The organism is Microvirga yunnanensis (assembly GCF_025460875.1).
In genome coordinates, this window is record NZ_JAMXFI010000066.1 from 1 (window position 1) to 15,507 (window position 15,507).

Consider the following 15,507-nt stretch of genomic DNA (forward strand, 5'->3'; position numbering starts at 1 on the left):
CCGGATCCTTGAGGCCCGGACCGCTTTCCACCCCGGACGACACGTCGACGGCCTGCGGCTTCGTGAGCCGGATCGCCTCCGCCACGTTGTCGGGGTTGAGCCCTCCTGACAGCATGAAGGAAAGTCTGGGGTCAAGTCCGTTCAGGAGCCGCCAGTCGAACGAGATCCCGTTGCCGCCGGGCAGGGCCTCGGGCGTGCGGGGCGGCTTGGCGTCGAGCAGGATGTGGTCGACGCCGCCGGCATAGGGGTGAAGCGCCCGCAGATCCGACGCCTGCGCGATGCCGACCGCCTTCATGACCGGCCGTTTGACCATCGAGCGGATCTCGGCGACGCGCTCGGGCGTCTCGCCGCCATGCAGCTGGATCAGGTCGGGGTTGAGCGCCTCGATGGCCTGCGCGATGGCCTCGTCGGTCGGATCGACCAGCAGCACCACCCGCTGGGCGCGGCCACGGGCCTGGATCGAGAGACGGTGCCCGAGATCCAGGCTGACATGGCGGGGGCTCTTGGGGAAGCGCACGAAGCCCACCATGTCGGCGCCTGCTCCGAGGGCGACATCGAGGGTTTCGGGCGTGGAGAGCCCGCAGATTTTGATCAGGTTATCCATAAGGGCTATTTTACAACGCTTTTCAGCGAGCGCCACACCAGCATCGCCGCAGCCAGATCCTCCAGCGCCGCACCCACGGATTTGAACGCCGTGACGGCCTCGCGGTCGCGAGGGGGCGCGTTCCGGCACAGATCCGCCAGGGTGCCGCGGATGTGGCTTTCAGCGATGGCGCCGCTCTGGAGCGCAACGGCCACGTCGCCGCCCTCGGTCTTGGCGGCCGGCGTGTCGATATAGACCTGCGCACGCCGCAGGGCCTCGTCGTCGGCCTCGCGCATCTTCAGGTTGAACGCGCCCACGAGATCGAGATGCGCGCCCTGCTTCAGCCAGCCCCCCTTGACGATCGGGGCGGTCGAGAGCGTCGCGCAGGAGACGAGATCGGCCTGCCGCACAGCGGCCTCCAGATCCGTGACGGCGGTGACGGGCAGTCCCTCGCGGGCCAGCTCGTCGGCAAGGCTCCTGGCCTTGGCGTCGTTGCGGTTCCAGAGCGCCACCTCGCGGATCGGGCGCTGGCTCAGATGGGCGCGGATCAGGAACGGCGCGAGCGCGCCTGCCCCGACCATCACCATGCGGCCGGCATCCTGGCGCGCCAGATGGCGGGCCGCCAGCGCGGAGGCGGCGGCGGTGCGCCAAACCGTCAGGCGGGTTCCGTCGAGCACCGAGACGGGCGCGCCGGTGGCGCCGTCCATCAGGAGATAGGAGCCCATCACGCTGGGCAGGCCCCTGGCGCCGTTCTCGGGAAAGACCGACACGATCTTCACGCCGACGAACCCGTCCCGCATGGCGGGGCCGGTCCAGGACGGCATGAGCAGGAGCGTGCCGTGGGCGCCCGGCCGCTCGATCTCGTGGTGATGGCGCACCGGCGTCACCATGTCGCCGCGAAAGGCCTCGGCGAGGGCATCGATCAGGGCAGGAAAGGACAGGACCCGATCGATCTCGGCGGAGGATACGACGCGCATGGAACTGTCTTAGAACCTGGGGCCGGGGGACGAGGGCACCGTGGCCGGCAGCGTGTTGCCCGAAGCGCCCTGCGACTTGAGGCGCTCGGCCTCATAGCGCAGCTGGCGCGCTTCGCGGCGCGACTGACGTCCCTTGCGACGGTTCTTGCCCTGGGCGAGCCAGCTCGCGGTGCCGCCGATGATCACGCCGAGCATGACGGCCGCGAAGATCACGGCGAACAGGGGCAGCTGCGTGGCGAATTCCGGCGCCTCCTGCGAGAACGGGTCGAGCGACAGCGTGACCGGCGCGCGGTTCGCGACCGCGAGCAGAACGACCAGGATGGCCACCGGCAGGAGAATGAGCGCCTTCAGGAAGCGAATCACGAACACCTCTCAGGAATGACTTCAAGGATCATGGACAAGGACCGTGGGCAGAGCTCACTGCGCGGCCGCGGCCTTGAGCACCTTCGGGGCCGGAGCATTGAGCCGCTGCCGCATTTCCTTGCCCGTCTTGAAGACGGGAACGACCTTTTCGGAGATGGAAACGGCCGCACCCGTGCGCGGGTTGCGGCCCGTACGGGCATCGCGCTTCTTCACCGAGAACGCACCGAAGCCGCGCAGCTCGACCCGATCGCCTCTGGCGAGCGCGTCCGCGATCGTATCGAGGATGGCGTTCACGATCTTCTCGACGTCGCGCTGATAGAGATGCGGGTTCTGCTCGGCGATCTTGAGCACCAGTTCGGATTTGATCATGGAGTGGCTATATCTTTGACGTTGCTTTATTTTTCCGAAGGTTGCCAGACAGCCAGGAGGCCGTCAAGTTGCGCAATCTCGGCATGGGACGATGTCCTGCGTAAGGTTTCGGCCACGCGCTCGAATCCGAAGAGGTCGGCAACCGTCGCGCTCATGGCGAAGAGGGAGAGATCCCGGTCGCTGCTCGGCTTCCAGTCGCGAATCGGCAGATCCTTGGCAACACCCTTGTTCTGCTCCAGCCAGGCGACCGCGTCGCGCTCGCCGCCGATCCTGTCGACGAGCTTCATGGGCACGCCCTGACGGCCGCTGAAGACCTGGCCGGTGGAGGCCGCAGCCAGCTCGCCCTCGTTGAGCCGGCGACGCTCGCGCACCAGAGCCTTGAACCAGTCATAGGTGTCGTTGACCACCGCCTGCATGGCCGCGCGGGCCTCGGGCGAGGTCGGCTTGAACGGGCTCGGCTCCGCCTTGAGCGGCGAGGATTTCACCTCCTCCAGCTTCACGCCGACCTGGCCCATGAGGCCGGACAGGTCGGGATACTGGAACAGCACCCCGATGGAGCCGACGAGCGAGGTCTCGCGGGCGACGATGTAGTCGGTGGCGATCGCCGTGATGTAGCCGCCGGACGCCGCCGTGCCGTCCACGAAGGTGACCACGGGCTTCTTCTCGCTGAGCCGGCGGATATTGCGGTAGAGCTCCTCGGAGCCCGTCGTGGTGCCGCCGGGGCTGTTGATGGAGATCACGACGCCGGAGACCGCGCTCGAATCGCCCACGCGCTGCATCAGGTCGGCCAGGCGCTGGTTGCCGGTGATCACGCCGTCGACGGAGATCCGCGCGATCTGGCTCTGGATCGCCCCGTAGCCCGCCCGGTCCGCGGCGGCGTAGCCGAGGGCGGCCACGGCGGCGATCAGGCCGGAAAATCCGGCGACGCGCCAGAAGGACAGCTTGCGGCGCAGACGGCGGCGGTCGGCGATGGCTTCGGCATCGATGGACATCGATTCGTCTCTTGCTGGTTCCAGGTCGGATGAGAAGGGCAGCACCCTAGAGCGCTTCGGACGCAATTTCCAGGTGGCGAACGTGAATCCGCCGTGGCTGAAAATGCCTCCGCGCGCAAGCAGATAGGGCAGAAAGGGAGATGGCCAACAAAAATCGGCTCGGGATAGCGGGCCCGAAGACAGACCCAAGCTCCCGGGCCGGCGCCTCCCTGGTCATGGCCGGGCGTGTCCCGGCCATCCCGGTGACGTGAAGCGCCGCGGTTTCCGGATCGGGATCACCGGCACAAGGCCGGTGATGCCAGGTCGAGCTGAGCTCGCAAACAAAAAAATCCCCGGGCTTTTCAGCCCGGGGATCCATCCGTCTCCGACGTGCGGAGGCCGATTACTTCTTGTCGGTGCGGGCCTTGAGGGCGGCACCCAGGATGTCGCCGAGCGACGCGCCCGAATCGGTCGAGCCGTACTGGGCCATGGCCTCCTTCTCCTCGGCGACCTCGAGGGCCTTGATGGAGACGGTGACGCGGCGGGCCTTGCGGTCGAACTGCGTGACGCGGGCATCGAGCTTCTCGCCGGGGGCGAAGCGCTCGGGGCGCTGGTCGGCGCGGTCACGAGCGAGCTCGTTGCGCTTGATGAAGGTGGTGAGGTCGGTGTCGACGATCTTCACCTCCAGGCCGCCGTCCTTCACCTCGAGAACCTCGCAGGTGACGATCTGGCCCTTCTTGATCTCGCCGGCTTCGGCGAAGGGATCGCCCGCAAGCTGCTTGATGCCGAGCGAGATGCGCTCCTTCTCGACATCCACGTCGAGAACCTGGGCGCGCACGACGTCGCCCTTCTTGAAGTCGTCGATGACCTGCTCGCCCGGACGGTTCCAGTCGAGGTCCGAGAGGTGGACCATGCCGTCGACGTCGTTCTCGAGACCGATGAACAGACCGAATTCGGTCTTGTTCTTGACCTCGCCTTCGACCTCTGTGCCGACCGGGTGCTTCTCGGCGAAGGCCTCCCACGGGTTCTGGAGCGTCTGCTTCAGGCCCAGCGAGATGCGGCGCTTCACCTGGTCGACCTCGAGGATCACGACCTCGACCTCCTGAGAGGTGGAGATGATCTTGCCCGGGTGGACGTTCTTCTTCGTCCAGGACATCTCGGAGACGTGGATCAGGCCTTCGATGCCGGGCTCGAGCTCGACGAACGCACCGTAATCGGTGATGTTCGTGACGCGGCCCTTCAGCTTGGCGCCGACCGGATAGCGGGCGGCGATGCCTTCCCACGGATCGGCCAGCAGCTGCTTGATGCCCAGCGAGATGCGGTGCGTCTCGTGGTTGATCTTGATGATCTTCACCTTCACCGTCTGGCCGATGGTTACGACCTCGGACGGATGATTGACGCGGCGCCATGCCATGTCGGTGACGTGCAGCAGGCCGTCGATGCCGCCGAGGTCAACGAACGCACCGTACTCGGTGATGTTCTTGACCACGCCGTCGATGACCTGACCCTCTTCGAGGTTGGCCACGAGCTCGGAACGCTGCTCGGCGCGGCTCTCCTCGAGAACCGTACGGCGCGACACGACGATGTTGCCGCGGCGGCGATCCATCTTGAGGATCTGGAACGGCTGAGCCACGCCCATGAGCGGGGTGACGTCGCGCACCGGGCGGATATCGACCTGCGAGCGGGGCAGGAACGCCACGGCGCCGTCGAGATCGACCGTGTAGCCGCCCTTGACCTGGTTGAAGATGGTGCCGTTGACGCGCTCGCCGGCCTCGAAGGCCTTCTCGAGCTTCACCCACGACTCTTCGCGGCGGGCCTTGTCACGGGAGATGACGGCCTCGCCCAGCGCATTCTCGATGCGCTCGACATAGACCTCGACCTCGTCACCGACATTGACCGTCTGGTCGCGGTTCGGGCCGGCAAATTCCTTCAGGGCGACGCGACCTTCGGTCTTGGCCCCGATATCGATGACCGCGACGTCCTTTTCGATCGCGACCACCTTGCCCTTCACGACCGAGCCTTCGCTGATCTCGGAGGTGCGGAAGGATTCTTCGAGCAGGGCCGCGAAATCTTCACGGCTCGGCTGTTGCAAAGCTGCAGACATAGGTTCTCCTGAATGGCCCTCGTTCAAAGGGGCAACGCCGGCGGCTCGTGTTAACGGGCCGTTTCCAGCCGCCGCTGCCCGAGGACGCCCCTTTTAGGGCCATGTCCAGGGCATGCCGCTCTCCTGAGCGGGCCGGCGTATCATCGACGGATGGAAACGCTTGATCCGTCAAGACTTTTCGGGACGCCACAAGGGCGCGGAACACGCGCCCTACGCTTGATAAACCGTCAATGTCCTGTCGGATGGGGGTTCTTGTATCCCATGTGGCCCCGGATCACAAGACTTTCAAGGATTTGCGCGGATCCCGCGGCGGCGGCCCGGCTCCTCAGCCGGGCCCGCCCCCCTGCGTGTTCACGTAGACCGCGTAGAGCGACTGGCTCGCGGCCATGAACAGACGGTTGCGCTTGGGCCCGCCGAAGCAGATGTTGCCGCACACCTCGGGCAGGCGGATGCGCCCGATGAGCTTGCCCTCCGGGGTCCAGACGGTGACCCCGTTGTAGCCGACCGCCCGGCCGGCATTGCTCGAGGCCCAGAGATTGCCGTCCACGTCGCAGCGCAGCCCGTCGGGCCCGCATTTCACCCCGTCGATCACGCAGTCCGAGAACAGCCGGCGGTTGGAGAGCCGGTTGTCGGTGCCCACGTCGAAGACGTGGATGTCGCCCTTGCCGCCCGGCCCCGTGTCGCCCGGGCCCTTGCCCGTGCTCGCCACGTAGAGCCGCTTGTAGTCGGGCGAGAAGCACAGCCCGTTCGGATCGGGAACCTGGTCCTCCGTGACCACCAGGTCGACGCGGCCGCTCGGGTCGATCCGGTAGCAGTTCGTCGGCAGCTCGCGCCGGGCCGTGCCGATGCCGGCCGCCTGGCCGAGCCTCGGGTTGAGCCGCCCGCCCGCATTGCTCGGCCCGCCCTGCACGTCGGGCGCGCCCTCGTAGAGCTGGCCGCCATAGGGCGGGTCCGTGAACCAGTAGCTGCCGTCGGGGTGGGCCACCACGTCGTTGGGCGAGTTGAGGCGCTTGCCCTCGAAGGAATCGGCCAGCACCGTGACGGAGCCGTCGAGCTCGTAGCGGACGACGCGCCGGGTGAGGTGCTCGCAGGAGAGCTGGCGGCCCTGGAAGTCGAAGCTGTTGCCGTTGGAGTTGTTCGACGGCAGGCGGAACACGCTCACGCGGCCGTCGTCCTCCAGCCAGCGCATCTGGCGGTTGTTGGGGATGTCGCTCCACACGAGATAGCGCCCCTGGGCGTTCCAGGCCGGCCCCTCGGCCCAGAGCGTTCCGGTCCACAGGCGGGTGATGGCGCTGTTGGGCTGGGCGTATTGGTTGAAGAGCGGATCGACCGTGATCACGTCCGGGTCGGTGAAATAGGTGGTGGGGGCGCCCCGGGGGCTGAAGTCGCGCGGGGGATTGGTCACGGTGCTGGGCGGCTGCGCGGGAGCCTGGGCCAGGGCGCGGCCGGAGCCCGCCCCCAAGGCCCCAGCTCCCAAGGCCCCTGCTCCCATGGCCGTGATGAGACTGCGTCTGGACAGGACAGCGCGGTTCCCGCCCGGTGCATGGCGTTGCGAAGTCATGGATACCTCCCTGTGTCGGCGTTCTTGTCGCCCACGGGTCAGCCCGACCGCGAGTCTCGCTTGGGGGTTAGAATCTCATATTTCCGCCGCGCCGGAACTGCCCTTAGGAGGGATCGGACAGGCCCGCCGCGGCAGGCGGGGCCCGAAACAATCACCCCCGCTTCAGGGAAGCGGGGGTGCGAATGGATCGGCCGAGGCCGGCGAGCCGTTTCTCAATCCTCGTGGATCAGGCTGTGCTGGCGGGTGTCCCGCATGCGCAGGTAGACGACGAGCGAGACGGCGATCATGGCGGTCACGTACCAGAAGAAGCCGTATTCGATCCCGGCCTGCTTGAACCACAGCGCCACGTACTCGGCCGTGCCGCCGAAGACCGTGTTGGCGATGGCGTAGGGCAGCGCGACGCCGAGCGCCCGAATATGGGCCGGGAACATCTCGGCCTTCACCACCGCGTTGATCGACGTGTAGCCGGTGACGATCACGAGGGCCGCCAGGCTGAGGGCGAAGGCCATGTACGGGTCCTTCGTGCCGGCGAGCGTCGAGAAGATCAGGTAGGTGAACAGGACGCCGAGGATGCCGAAGCCCACCATCAGGGGCTTGCGGCCGATCCGGTCCGACAGGGCGCCGGCCGCCGGCTGCAGCAGCATGAAGACGAACAGGGCCGCGGCCGTGATCTGGCTCGCCGCCTCGCGGGAGAAGCCCGAGGTGTTGACCAGGAACTTCTGCAGGTAGGTGGTGTAGGCATAGAAGGCGAGCGTGCCGCCGGCGGTGAGCGCGATCACTGTGAAGGCCTCGCGCGGGTACTTCGTGAACAGCGCCAGGCCGCTGGAGCGGGGCGCCTTCGTGCCCTCGGCCTGCGTGCCCTGCGCGTTCTTGTAGGATTCCGTCTCGGCCAGGCCCCGGCGGAGATAGAAGACGAGCACGGCCAGGATGCCGCCGATGAAGAACGGGATGCGCCAGCCCCAGGTCTCGATCTGCTGCTCGGACAGGAAGAGCTGCAGGATCAGCAGCACGGCGAGCGCGATGAGCTGGCCCGAGATCAGCGTCACGTACTGGAAGCTCGAGAAGAAGCCGCGCCGGCTCCTGCCTGCCATCTCGCTGAGATAGGTGGCGCTGGCCCCGTACTCGCCGCCGACGCTGATGCCCTGGAGCAGGCGCGCCAGGACCAGGACGATCGGGGCGAACACGCCGATCCGCTCGTAGCCGGGCGTGACGGCGATCATCAGCGAGCCCGTGCACATGAGCGTCACCGACAGGGTCAGGCCGGCCTTGCGGCCCTTCCGGTCCGCATAGATGCCCATGATCCAGGCCCCGATGGGGCGCATGAGAAACCCGACCGCGAAGACCGCGGCGGCGTTCAGGAGCTGGGCGGTCTGATCGCCCTTGGGAAAGAAGATCGGGGCGAAATAGAGCGTGAAGGCGGAATAGACGTACCAGTCGTACCACTCGACCATGTTGCCGGCCGATCCGCCGAGGATCGATTTGAGGCGGCCTTTCTGGTCGGCGACAGTGTTTTTCATCAACATCATGCGTCTTGTTTTCCAACGGGGACACGCGCTCCCGGGAGAGGAGCGCATGGCGTGTGGGTGAGGATGCAAGGATTTCGGACGGGGGCCGGCGATTGGCGTCTCGCCGCGGCCTCATCCCGTCGGGGTCCACAGAGAGCCAGCTCGACCGTGGGTCAAACCGGCCAGTCCGAGCGCCGCGCCTGGGCGACCGCCCAGTCGAGAGCCTGTTCGAGCCGGTCGTTGCCCCAGAACATCTCCCCATCCTCGGTGAAGAAGGTCGGAGCCCCGAAGAGGCCGCGGGACAGGACCTCGTCGCCCATCCGGCGCAGGCGCATCTTGTTGGTCTCGCCCTGCGCCTCCGTCAGGACCGCCTCGGCATCGAGGTTGAGGTCGTTCAGGAGGCTCGCCAGTACGGCCGGATCGGCGATGTCGCGGCACTCGCCGAACTCGGCCGTGTACACGGCCTTGGTGAAGGCCGGCGTCCAGCCGGGCTCGACGCCGACCAACGCGACCCGCGCGGCCAGAAGCCCGTTCTGGGGGAAGGTCTTGGGGCGGTAGAAGGGCAGCCCGAAGCGGGCCGCCTCCCGCTCCATGTCGCGCCACATGTAGCGCCCCTTGGCCGGATAGGCGGCGAAGGGGGAGGTGTCCAACCCCTGCGCCTTGAAAACGGGCCCGAGCAGGAACGGGCGCCACAGGAGCCCGACGCCCGCCTCCGCGGCGGCCGTCTCGATGCGCATGGCCGCGAGATAGGAATAGGTGGAGGCGAATTCGTACCAGAACTCGAGCTGCGGCTGACGGATCATGGGCGCCTTTCACTGCCGGATGCCTGGAGGAAGAAACGAGCCGCCCCAAAGCCGGTTCTTCGCTCCATCATGATGCCTATCGCATTCCCTGGAGTTATGGCAGCGCCTGACTTTCCGGTCAGGAATGCACCTGACACATACCGCCTTCTTCGACCAACAAGAAGCTTCCCCTTTGAAGCCCGATGTTCTAAGTCGCGAGCACCCTTATCATCGGAACCTTTGCTATGGCTGAGAAGCGCGTGAACAAGGTCGTGCTCGCCTATTCGGGCGGCCTCGACACCTCCATCATCCTCAAGTGGCTGCAGACCACCTACGGCTGCGAGGTGGTGACCTTCACCGCCGATCTCGGCCAGGGCGAGGAGCTGGAGCCCGCCCGCAAGAAAGCCGAGCTCCTGGGCATCAAGCCCGAGAACATCTTCATCGAGGACCTGCGCGACGAGTTCGTGCGCGATTACGTGTTCCCGATGTTCCGCGCCAACGCCCAATACGAGGGCCTGTACCTGCTCGGCACCTCCATCGCCCGGCCGCTGATCGCCAAGAAGCAGATCGAGATCGCCGAGAGGGTCGGGGCCGACGCGGTCGCTCACGGGGCCACCGGCAAGGGCAACGACCAGGTGCGCTTCGAGCTCGGCTATTACGCCCTGAAGCCCGACGTGACCGTGATCGCCCCCTGGCGCGAATGGGACCTGCGCTCCCGCGAGCAGCTCATCGCCTTCGCCGAGCAGCACCAGATCCCGATCGCCAAGGACAAGCGCGGCGAGGCCCCGTTCTCGGTCGACGCCAACCTCCTGCACGCCTCCTCGGAGGGCAAGGTGCTGGAGGATCCGGCCATGGAAGTGCCGGACTACGTCTATTCGCGCACCGACGGTCCGGAGACCGCCCCCGACACGCCGACCGTGATCAAGATCGCCTTCGAGAAGGGCGACCCCGTCGCCATCGACGGCCGGACGATGGGCCCGGCCGACCTGCTGGCGAAGCTCAACGAACTCGGCAAGATCAATGGCATCGGCCGCCTCGACCTCGTGGAGAACCGCTTCGTCGGCATGAAGAGCCGCGGCATGTACGAGACCCCGGGCGGCACGATCCTTCACCTGGCCCATCGCGGCATCGAGTCGATCACCCTCGATCGCGGCGCCGCGCACCTGAAGGACGAGCTGATGCCGAAATACGCCGAGCTCATCTATAACGGCTTCTGGTTCTCGCCCGAGCGCGAGATGCTCCAGGCCCTCATCGACAAGAGCCAGGAATTCGTCACCGGCGAGGTGACGCTCAAGCTCTACAAGGGCGGCGTCCACCTCATCGGCCGCCAGAGCCCCTACACGCTCTACGACCAGGACCTCGTCACCTTCGAGGAAGGCGCCGTCGCCTACGACCACCGCGACGCCGCCGGCTTCATCAAGCTCAATGCCCTGCGCCTGCGCACGCTCGCGCAGCGCAAGAAGAAGCTCGGGCTGTAAGCCATGCATGCGTCGGTCACGGCCGTCACCGCAGACCGACGCATTCCATCCCGGCCTGAACGTGAAAAGCGTTCGGCTTCTGGCCGGGATGGTCGCAGCCCGTCGCGCCAGGGGGCCGAGCGTGCTGAGCGATCCTTACCCCTCCGGCCGCCGGAACGGGCCCTGGATCACTGTGCCGCGTCCGATCGGCTCCGGGGCGGTCCTCCGGGTCGAGCGGCTGCGGCTCGCATCCGTGCCAAGTCATCACCGGCTCACACCACTTCCACGTCATCACCGGGCTCGCCCCGGTGATCCCGATGAATTGAAGCGCCGGACCTTTCCGGTCGGGATGGCCGGGACAAGCCCGGCCATGACCTGGGAAGGTGGCAGGAAGGGCGGGGGCTGCCCTTCGGAGAAGACCTGGAACCTAACGGAATCTCGGCCGTAGACATCAAGTCCCATCGTCCGAGAGAGGCCCGATGCCGTCGCCCCAAGTTCCGTACCGGCCGTCGCGAGCGGCGGTTGCCGGGCATATGATCCAGCGATTGCTGGCGTCGTTCCCCGTCGCGTGCTTCATCCTGGCGCTCGCCGCCGACATCGCCTATTGGCGCACGTCGAACCTGGTATGGGTGGAGTTCTCCGCCTGGCTCCTGCTCGCGGGCATTACGGTCGGGGTGGCGGCCGCCGTGTTCGGGGCGATCTATTATCTGGTCCGGTTCCGGACCCGGGCCGTGCGGTTCGGCTGGCCCGCCGCCATCGGCACCCTCGTGGTCCTGATCCTGGCCTTCTTCAACAACCTGGCCCATGCGGCCGACGGCTGGACCGCGGTCATGCCCTGGGGGCTGACCCTGTCGGCCCTGACGGTGCTGGCCGTGCTCGTCACGCTCTGGCTCAGCACGTCGTTCGCCTACGGACCTGCCCTGGGAGAGCACGCCTATGACTGATCGCTTCCGCGTCCGGCCCGTCTCCGCGCTCGCGGGAACGGGCCTCCTGGCCCTGGCGCTCGCCGGCTGCAACGACGGCAACGGCAATTTCGACGTCGCGAGCCAGATCGGCCCCGATCCGGTCCTGCCGGCGCCCAGCACGGAGCTCATGCCCGACCTGAAGGTCGCCGAGGTGGTGGGCTGGAAGGACGGACAGGCGCCGAAGGCCCCGCAGGGGATGACCGTGACGGCCTATGCGAAGGACCTGGTCAGCCCGCGCCTGGTGCGCACCCTGCCGAACGGCGACGTGCTCGTGGTCCAGTCGCGGGCGCCCGAGGGCAAGCCCCTGTCGCGGCCCAAGGACTACATCCGGCAATGGATCATGGCGATCGCCAAGGGCGACAGCGGCGGGCCGAAGAAGGAGAGCAACCTGATCACTCTGTTGCGCGACACCAACCGCGACGGCACGGTCGACGAGCGCCACGACCTGCTCAAGGGGCTGAACTCGCCCTTCGGGGTGGTCTGGCACGAGGACATTCTCTATGTGGCCGCCGCCGACGCGATCCTGGTCTATCCCTACCGGCTCGGCGAGACCGCGATCACGGCCGCCCCCCGGGTGCTGGCGCCGCTTCCCGGCGGGCCGATCAACCATCACTGGACCAAGGACCTGGCCCTGAGCCCGGACGGACGGTTCCTCTACGCGTCGGTCGGCTCCAACTCGAATGCCGGCGAGCGCGGGCTCGAGGCCGAAAAGGGCCGGGCCGCCATCTGGCAGGTGGACCGCGCCACCGGCCTGTCCCGCGTCTACGCGTCGGGCCTGCGCAACCCCAACGGGTTGACGTTCCATCCCGAGACCGGAATCCTCTGGACGGTGGTGAACGAACGCGACGAGCTCGGCCCCAACCTCGTGCCGGACTACCTGACCTCCGTGCAGGAGAACGCCTTCTATGGCTGGCCCTGGAGCTATTACGGCAACCACGTGGACGAGCGCGTGCACCCGCCCCGTCCCGACATGGTGCAGAAGGCGGTGAAGCCCGACTACGCGCTCTCGAGTCACGTGGCGGCGCTCGGCCTGACCTTCTCGATGAACTCCACCCTGCCGGAGCCCTACCGGAGGGGAGCGTTCATCGGCGAGCACGGGAGCTGGAACCGCCAGGCCTTCAACGGCTACAAGGTGGTCTACGTGCCGTTCGAGAACGGCCGGCCGTCCGGCAAGGCGCAGGACGTGGTCACCGGGTTCATCGAGGGCGATCAGGCCCGCGGCCGCCCGGTGGGCGTGGCCATCGACGGCACCGGCGCCCTCCTGGTCGCCGACGACACGGGCAACGTCGTGTGGCGCGTGGCGGCGAGCGCCCCGGCTCCGAGCCAGTAACGGCCGGGACGGACCGCCGCAAAAAAGGACCGGCTGCGCGCCGGTCCTTTCCAGGGCCGTAAAGCCCAAGCGCCTCCCGCAATAATCTCAGGGCGTCAGCTGAAGGCGCTCGCTCGCGGCCTTCTCCACCGCCTCGCGGGAATAGACCAGCGGCACGTAATCGCCGGTCGCCCAGAGGGGCGCGAGATCGCGGTAATGAGGGCTGTAGGGGTCTCCCGACTGGCCGGGCGTGTTGATCGCCCGGCTGGCGTCCCAGTTGCCCACGTCGAGCACCATGCGGAACGAGGCGCCGGACGTCACCTTGAACGTGGACGTGCTGTAGCCCGCCGCGTGGGGCACGTTGTTGCCGCCGCCCATCACCAGCGGCCCGACGGTCATCTGCGCCTGGGTGGCCTTGTCGGCCAGCGGCTTCAGGGCGTGACTGAACTCGGCCTGGTGCAGGTTGCCCCACTTCCACTGCGCCATGTCGTCGCCGAGAAGCTTGCCGACCTCGTCGGCCGCCGCCGTGAGGCTCTGGAGCAGGACCCTGTCCCGGGCCGTCGCCTGATCGGCCCCGAGGGCCTGGTCGGGCTTCTCGAGGTAGTCGACCACCGCCGAGAGGCTGCCGTTGCCGATGATGGCGCGGGCCGCCTCGGGCGTGGTCGCGGCCACTGTGGCGCGACCGAGATGCTTGCTGGTCCAGACCTCGAACAGGGCGGCGGCGGCGCTGTCGGCGGTCTCCCGGGCATCCCAGCCCTGCAGGAGCTCGAGCGCGGCCCGCTGCTTCGGGTCCTCCGAGCGAAGCGGCTTCACCAGCGCGACGAGCCTGCGGCCGAGCATGCTCGTGTCGTCGTTCTGCAGGTCCATGGCGTCCGCCAGGGTGAATTTCGGCTTCGCCTTCAGCACCTCCGTGATCCGCTCGAACCGGGCCGGATCGGCCCATTGGTCGAAGCCGATCCGGCGCTCGTTGACCGGGTAATCCGGCGGCAGGTTGTTCTGGTTGGCGGTCGCGAAGAAACCCTGGGCCGGGTTGTACTCCTTGGGCAGGTCGGACAGGGGGATGAACCCCTCCCACTCGTAGCGCCCGTCGCCCGGCACGGGCATGAGACCGTCATAGCTCACGCGCCTCGGCGTGAGGCCGCCCGGCACCCAGCCGATATTGCCGTCCGTGTCGGCATAGACCTGGTTTTCGGACGGAGCGCCCCAGCGGTTCATGGCCTCCAGGAAGCCGGTCCAGTTCTGGGCCGTCATGTAGTCCGACGAGCCGAAATAGGCCGAGGTGCCGGGATCGAACCAGACCGACCGCATGGCGAAGGCCCGCTGGCCGGCGTCGTCCTTCGAGAGAACCGGCCCGTGGCGCGTGAAGAGCAGATCGACATCGCGCGGCTGCTCGCCCTTCACCTCGATGGTCTCGCGCACGACCTTCATGTCCTCCCAGCCGTCGCGGAACTTGTACTGGTTGGCATTGGCCGGGTTGAGCTCGTAGACGTAGAGGTCCTCCTGGTCGATGGCGAAGATGGTCAACCCGAAGGCGATCTTGCCGTTGTGCCCGATGGAGACGCCCGGGAGGGCCGGCTCGCCGGCCCCGATCACCGACATGCCGGGCGCGTTCAGATGCACGATGTAGCGCAGGGACGGCACCCCGTGGGCCCGGTGCGGGTCGTTCGCCAGGATCGGCCGGCCCGTGGCCGTGCGGGAGCCCGCCACGACCCAGTTGTTCGACCCGATCCGGTCGATATTGGCCATGGCCTCGTTGAGGAAATCCTCGTGCGAGTCGAGGGAGGCCTTCTTCTGCGGCGCCACGAACGAGACGTCCTTGGTGCCGAGCTCGTAATCCTTCAGCACGTCCTTGGGGATGAAGCACGGGTCGAGGCCCGCCGGGACCTTGGTCTGCCATTCGGGCTCGAACTTGGTGCGCAGGCGGTCGGCATCGAGGCCGGCCGCGCAGGCGACCTGCGCGCGCCGCACCTCGGAGGCCACGTTGCGGGTCAGGCCGTGGCTGCGGATGCGGACCACGTCCTCGGGCTTCCACGGATCGGGCTGCGTGCCGGCGATTCGGAACTCCGCCGGCGCCGGCCGGGTGCCGTCACGGACCTCCTGGACGAAGGCGTTCACGCCCTCGACGAAGGCCTCCGTGTAGGTCTTGGCGTTGGGCCCGTAGGCGGCCCATTCCTTGTCCATGTCGCCGCGGTAGAGGAACATGCGGGCGGCCCGGTCCTGCTCCGCGTAGTCGGGGCCGAAATCCTTCGCGAGCAGGCCGAGCCCGCGCTTGCGCCACAGGTCGATCTGCCAGAGCCGGTCGCGGGCCGCGTTGTAGCCCTGCATGAAGAAGGCGTCGTGCTGGTTCGCCGTGTAGATGTGCGGGATGCCCCAGTGATCGACGATGATTTCCGCCGGGGCCTGCAGGCCCTTCACCTGCTGCGACGTGGTCCGGACGGCGCTCGACATGTCGGCGAAGGCCGGAATGGCCGTGCTGGCGAGCAGAATGCCCACATACGGCATCAGGCGTGCGGTTCCGGTCAAAGCTCCCATCGCGTTTCCTCCTTGAGCGACATCGACCG

Annotated in this window: 12 protein-coding genes and 1 pseudogene; 3 read left to right on the top strand and 10 right to left on the bottom strand. The window is 67.5% G+C overall.

Annotated features, from left to right (window positions below; genetic code table 11):
• From NF876_RS26550 to NF876_RS26590, 9 genes are all read right to left on the bottom strand, one after another.
• Positions 1-604: phosphoribosylanthranilate isomerase (locus tag NF876_RS26550; protein WP_262271366.1), on the bottom strand; the 604-nt coding region annotated here is incomplete at its 3' end.
• Positions 605-609: 5 nt separating this feature from the next.
• Positions 610-1,560: a bifunctional Delta(1)-pyrroline-2-carboxylate/Delta(1)-piperideine-2-carboxylate reductase gene (lhpI, locus tag NF876_RS26555; protein ID WP_262271367.1), complete on the bottom strand. Its 951-nt coding sequence runs from the start codon at positions 1,558-1,560 to the stop codon at positions 610-612.
• Between the two features lie 9 nt (positions 1,561-1,569).
• Positions 1,570-1,923: a lipopolysaccharide assembly protein LapA domain-containing protein gene (locus NF876_RS26560; protein WP_262271368.1), complete on the bottom strand. Its 354-nt coding sequence runs from the start codon at positions 1,921-1,923 to the stop codon at positions 1,570-1,572.
• A 54-nt stretch (positions 1,924-1,977) separates the two neighbouring features.
• Complete coding sequence (gene ihfB, locus NF876_RS26565) at positions 1,978-2,292, bottom strand: integration host factor subunit beta (protein ID WP_262271369.1); 315 nt, start codon at positions 2,290-2,292, stop codon at positions 1,978-1,980.
• A gap of 26 nt (positions 2,293-2,318) precedes the next feature.
• Complete coding sequence (gene sppA, locus NF876_RS26570; protein ID WP_262271370.1) at positions 2,319-3,284, bottom strand: signal peptide peptidase SppA; 966 nt, start codon at positions 3,282-3,284, stop codon at positions 2,319-2,321.
• Positions 3,285-3,666: 382 nt separating this feature from the next.
• Positions 3,667-5,367 (bottom strand): 30S ribosomal protein S1, encoded by a 1,701-nt coding sequence (gene rpsA, locus NF876_RS26575; RefSeq protein WP_262271371.1) that lies wholly within the window; start codon positions 5,365-5,367, stop codon positions 3,667-3,669.
• Between the two features lie 325 nt (positions 5,368-5,692).
• Positions 5,693-6,928, bottom strand: a complete 1,236-nt coding sequence (locus NF876_RS26580) for an SMP-30/gluconolactonase/LRE family protein (RefSeq protein ID WP_373696722.1) — start codon at positions 6,926-6,928, stop codon at positions 5,693-5,695.
• A gap of 212 nt (positions 6,929-7,140) precedes the next feature.
• Positions 7,141-8,451 carry an MFS transporter gene (locus NF876_RS26585; RefSeq protein ID WP_262271399.1) on the bottom strand — a complete coding sequence of 437 codons (1,311 nt, stop codon included), beginning with the start codon at positions 8,449-8,451 and terminating at the stop codon, positions 7,141-7,143.
• A gap of 155 nt (positions 8,452-8,606) precedes the next feature.
• Positions 8,607-9,236, bottom strand: coding sequence for a 2-hydroxychromene-2-carboxylate isomerase (locus NF876_RS26590; RefSeq protein ID WP_262271372.1), 630 nt, complete (start codon positions 9,234-9,236; stop codon positions 8,607-8,609).
• 224 nt (positions 9,237-9,460) lie between these two features.
• On the opposite strand from NF876_RS26590, the gene NF876_RS26595 reads away from it, so the two are divergent.
• From NF876_RS26595 to NF876_RS26605, 3 genes and pseudogenes are all read left to right on the top strand, one after another.
• Complete coding sequence (locus NF876_RS26595) at positions 9,461-10,693, top strand: argininosuccinate synthase (protein ID WP_262271373.1); 1,233 nt, start codon at positions 9,461-9,463, stop codon at positions 10,691-10,693.
• A gap of 458 nt (positions 10,694-11,151) precedes the next feature.
• Complete coding sequence (locus NF876_RS26600) at positions 11,152-11,616, top strand: DUF2231 domain-containing protein (RefSeq protein WP_262271374.1); 465 nt, start codon at positions 11,152-11,154, stop codon at positions 11,614-11,616.
• Positions 11,609-12,944, top strand: a pseudogene (locus NF876_RS26605) (PQQ-dependent sugar dehydrogenase); the annotation flags it as partial. The gene NF876_RS26600 and the pseudogene NF876_RS26605, both read left to right, overlap by 8 nt.
• Before the next feature lie 110 nt (positions 12,945-13,054).
• On the opposite strand, the gene NF876_RS26610 reads toward NF876_RS26605, so the two are convergent.
• Positions 13,055-15,478: a penicillin acylase family protein gene (locus NF876_RS26610; protein WP_262271376.1), complete on the bottom strand. Its 2,424-nt coding sequence runs from the start codon at positions 15,476-15,478 to the stop codon at positions 13,055-13,057.
• Positions 15,479-15,507: the final 29 nt, after the last annotated feature.

Bases quoted from the DNA above. Each gene is read 5' to 3' on its own strand.
- lhpI (WP_262271367.1), bottom strand. From the start codon at position 1,560: ATGCGCGTCGTATCCTCCGCCGAGATCGATCGGGTCCTGTCCTTTCCT.
- ihfB (WP_262271369.1), bottom strand. From the start codon at position 2,292: ATGATCAAATCCGAACTGGTGCTCAAGATCGCCGAGCAGAACCCGCAT.
- sppA (WP_262271370.1), bottom strand. From the start codon at position 3,284: ATGTCCATCGATGCCGAAGCCATCGCCGACCGCCGCCGTCTGCGCCGC.
- rpsA (WP_262271371.1), bottom strand. From the start codon at position 5,367: ATGTCTGCAGCTTTGCAACAGCCGAGCCGTGAAGATTTCGCGGCCCTG.
- NF876_RS26580 (WP_373696722.1), bottom strand. From the start codon at position 6,928: ATGACTTCGCAACGCCATGCACCGGGCGGGAACCGCGCTGTCCTGTCC.
- NF876_RS26585 (WP_262271399.1), bottom strand. From the start codon at position 8,451: ATGTTGATGAAAAACACTGTCGCCGACCAGAAAGGCCGCCTCAAATCG.
- NF876_RS26590 (WP_262271372.1), bottom strand. From the start codon at position 9,236: ATGATCCGTCAGCCGCAGCTCGAGTTCTGGTACGAATTCGCCTCCACC.
- NF876_RS26595 (WP_262271373.1), top strand. From the start codon at position 9,461: ATGGCTGAGAAGCGCGTGAACAAGGTCGTGCTCGCCTATTCGGGCGGC.
- NF876_RS26600 (WP_262271374.1), top strand. From the start codon at position 11,152: ATGCCGTCGCCCCAAGTTCCGTACCGGCCGTCGCGAGCGGCGGTTGCC.
- NF876_RS26610 (WP_262271376.1), bottom strand. From the start codon at position 15,478: ATGGGAGCTTTGACCGGAACCGCACGCCTGATGCCGTATGTGGGCATT.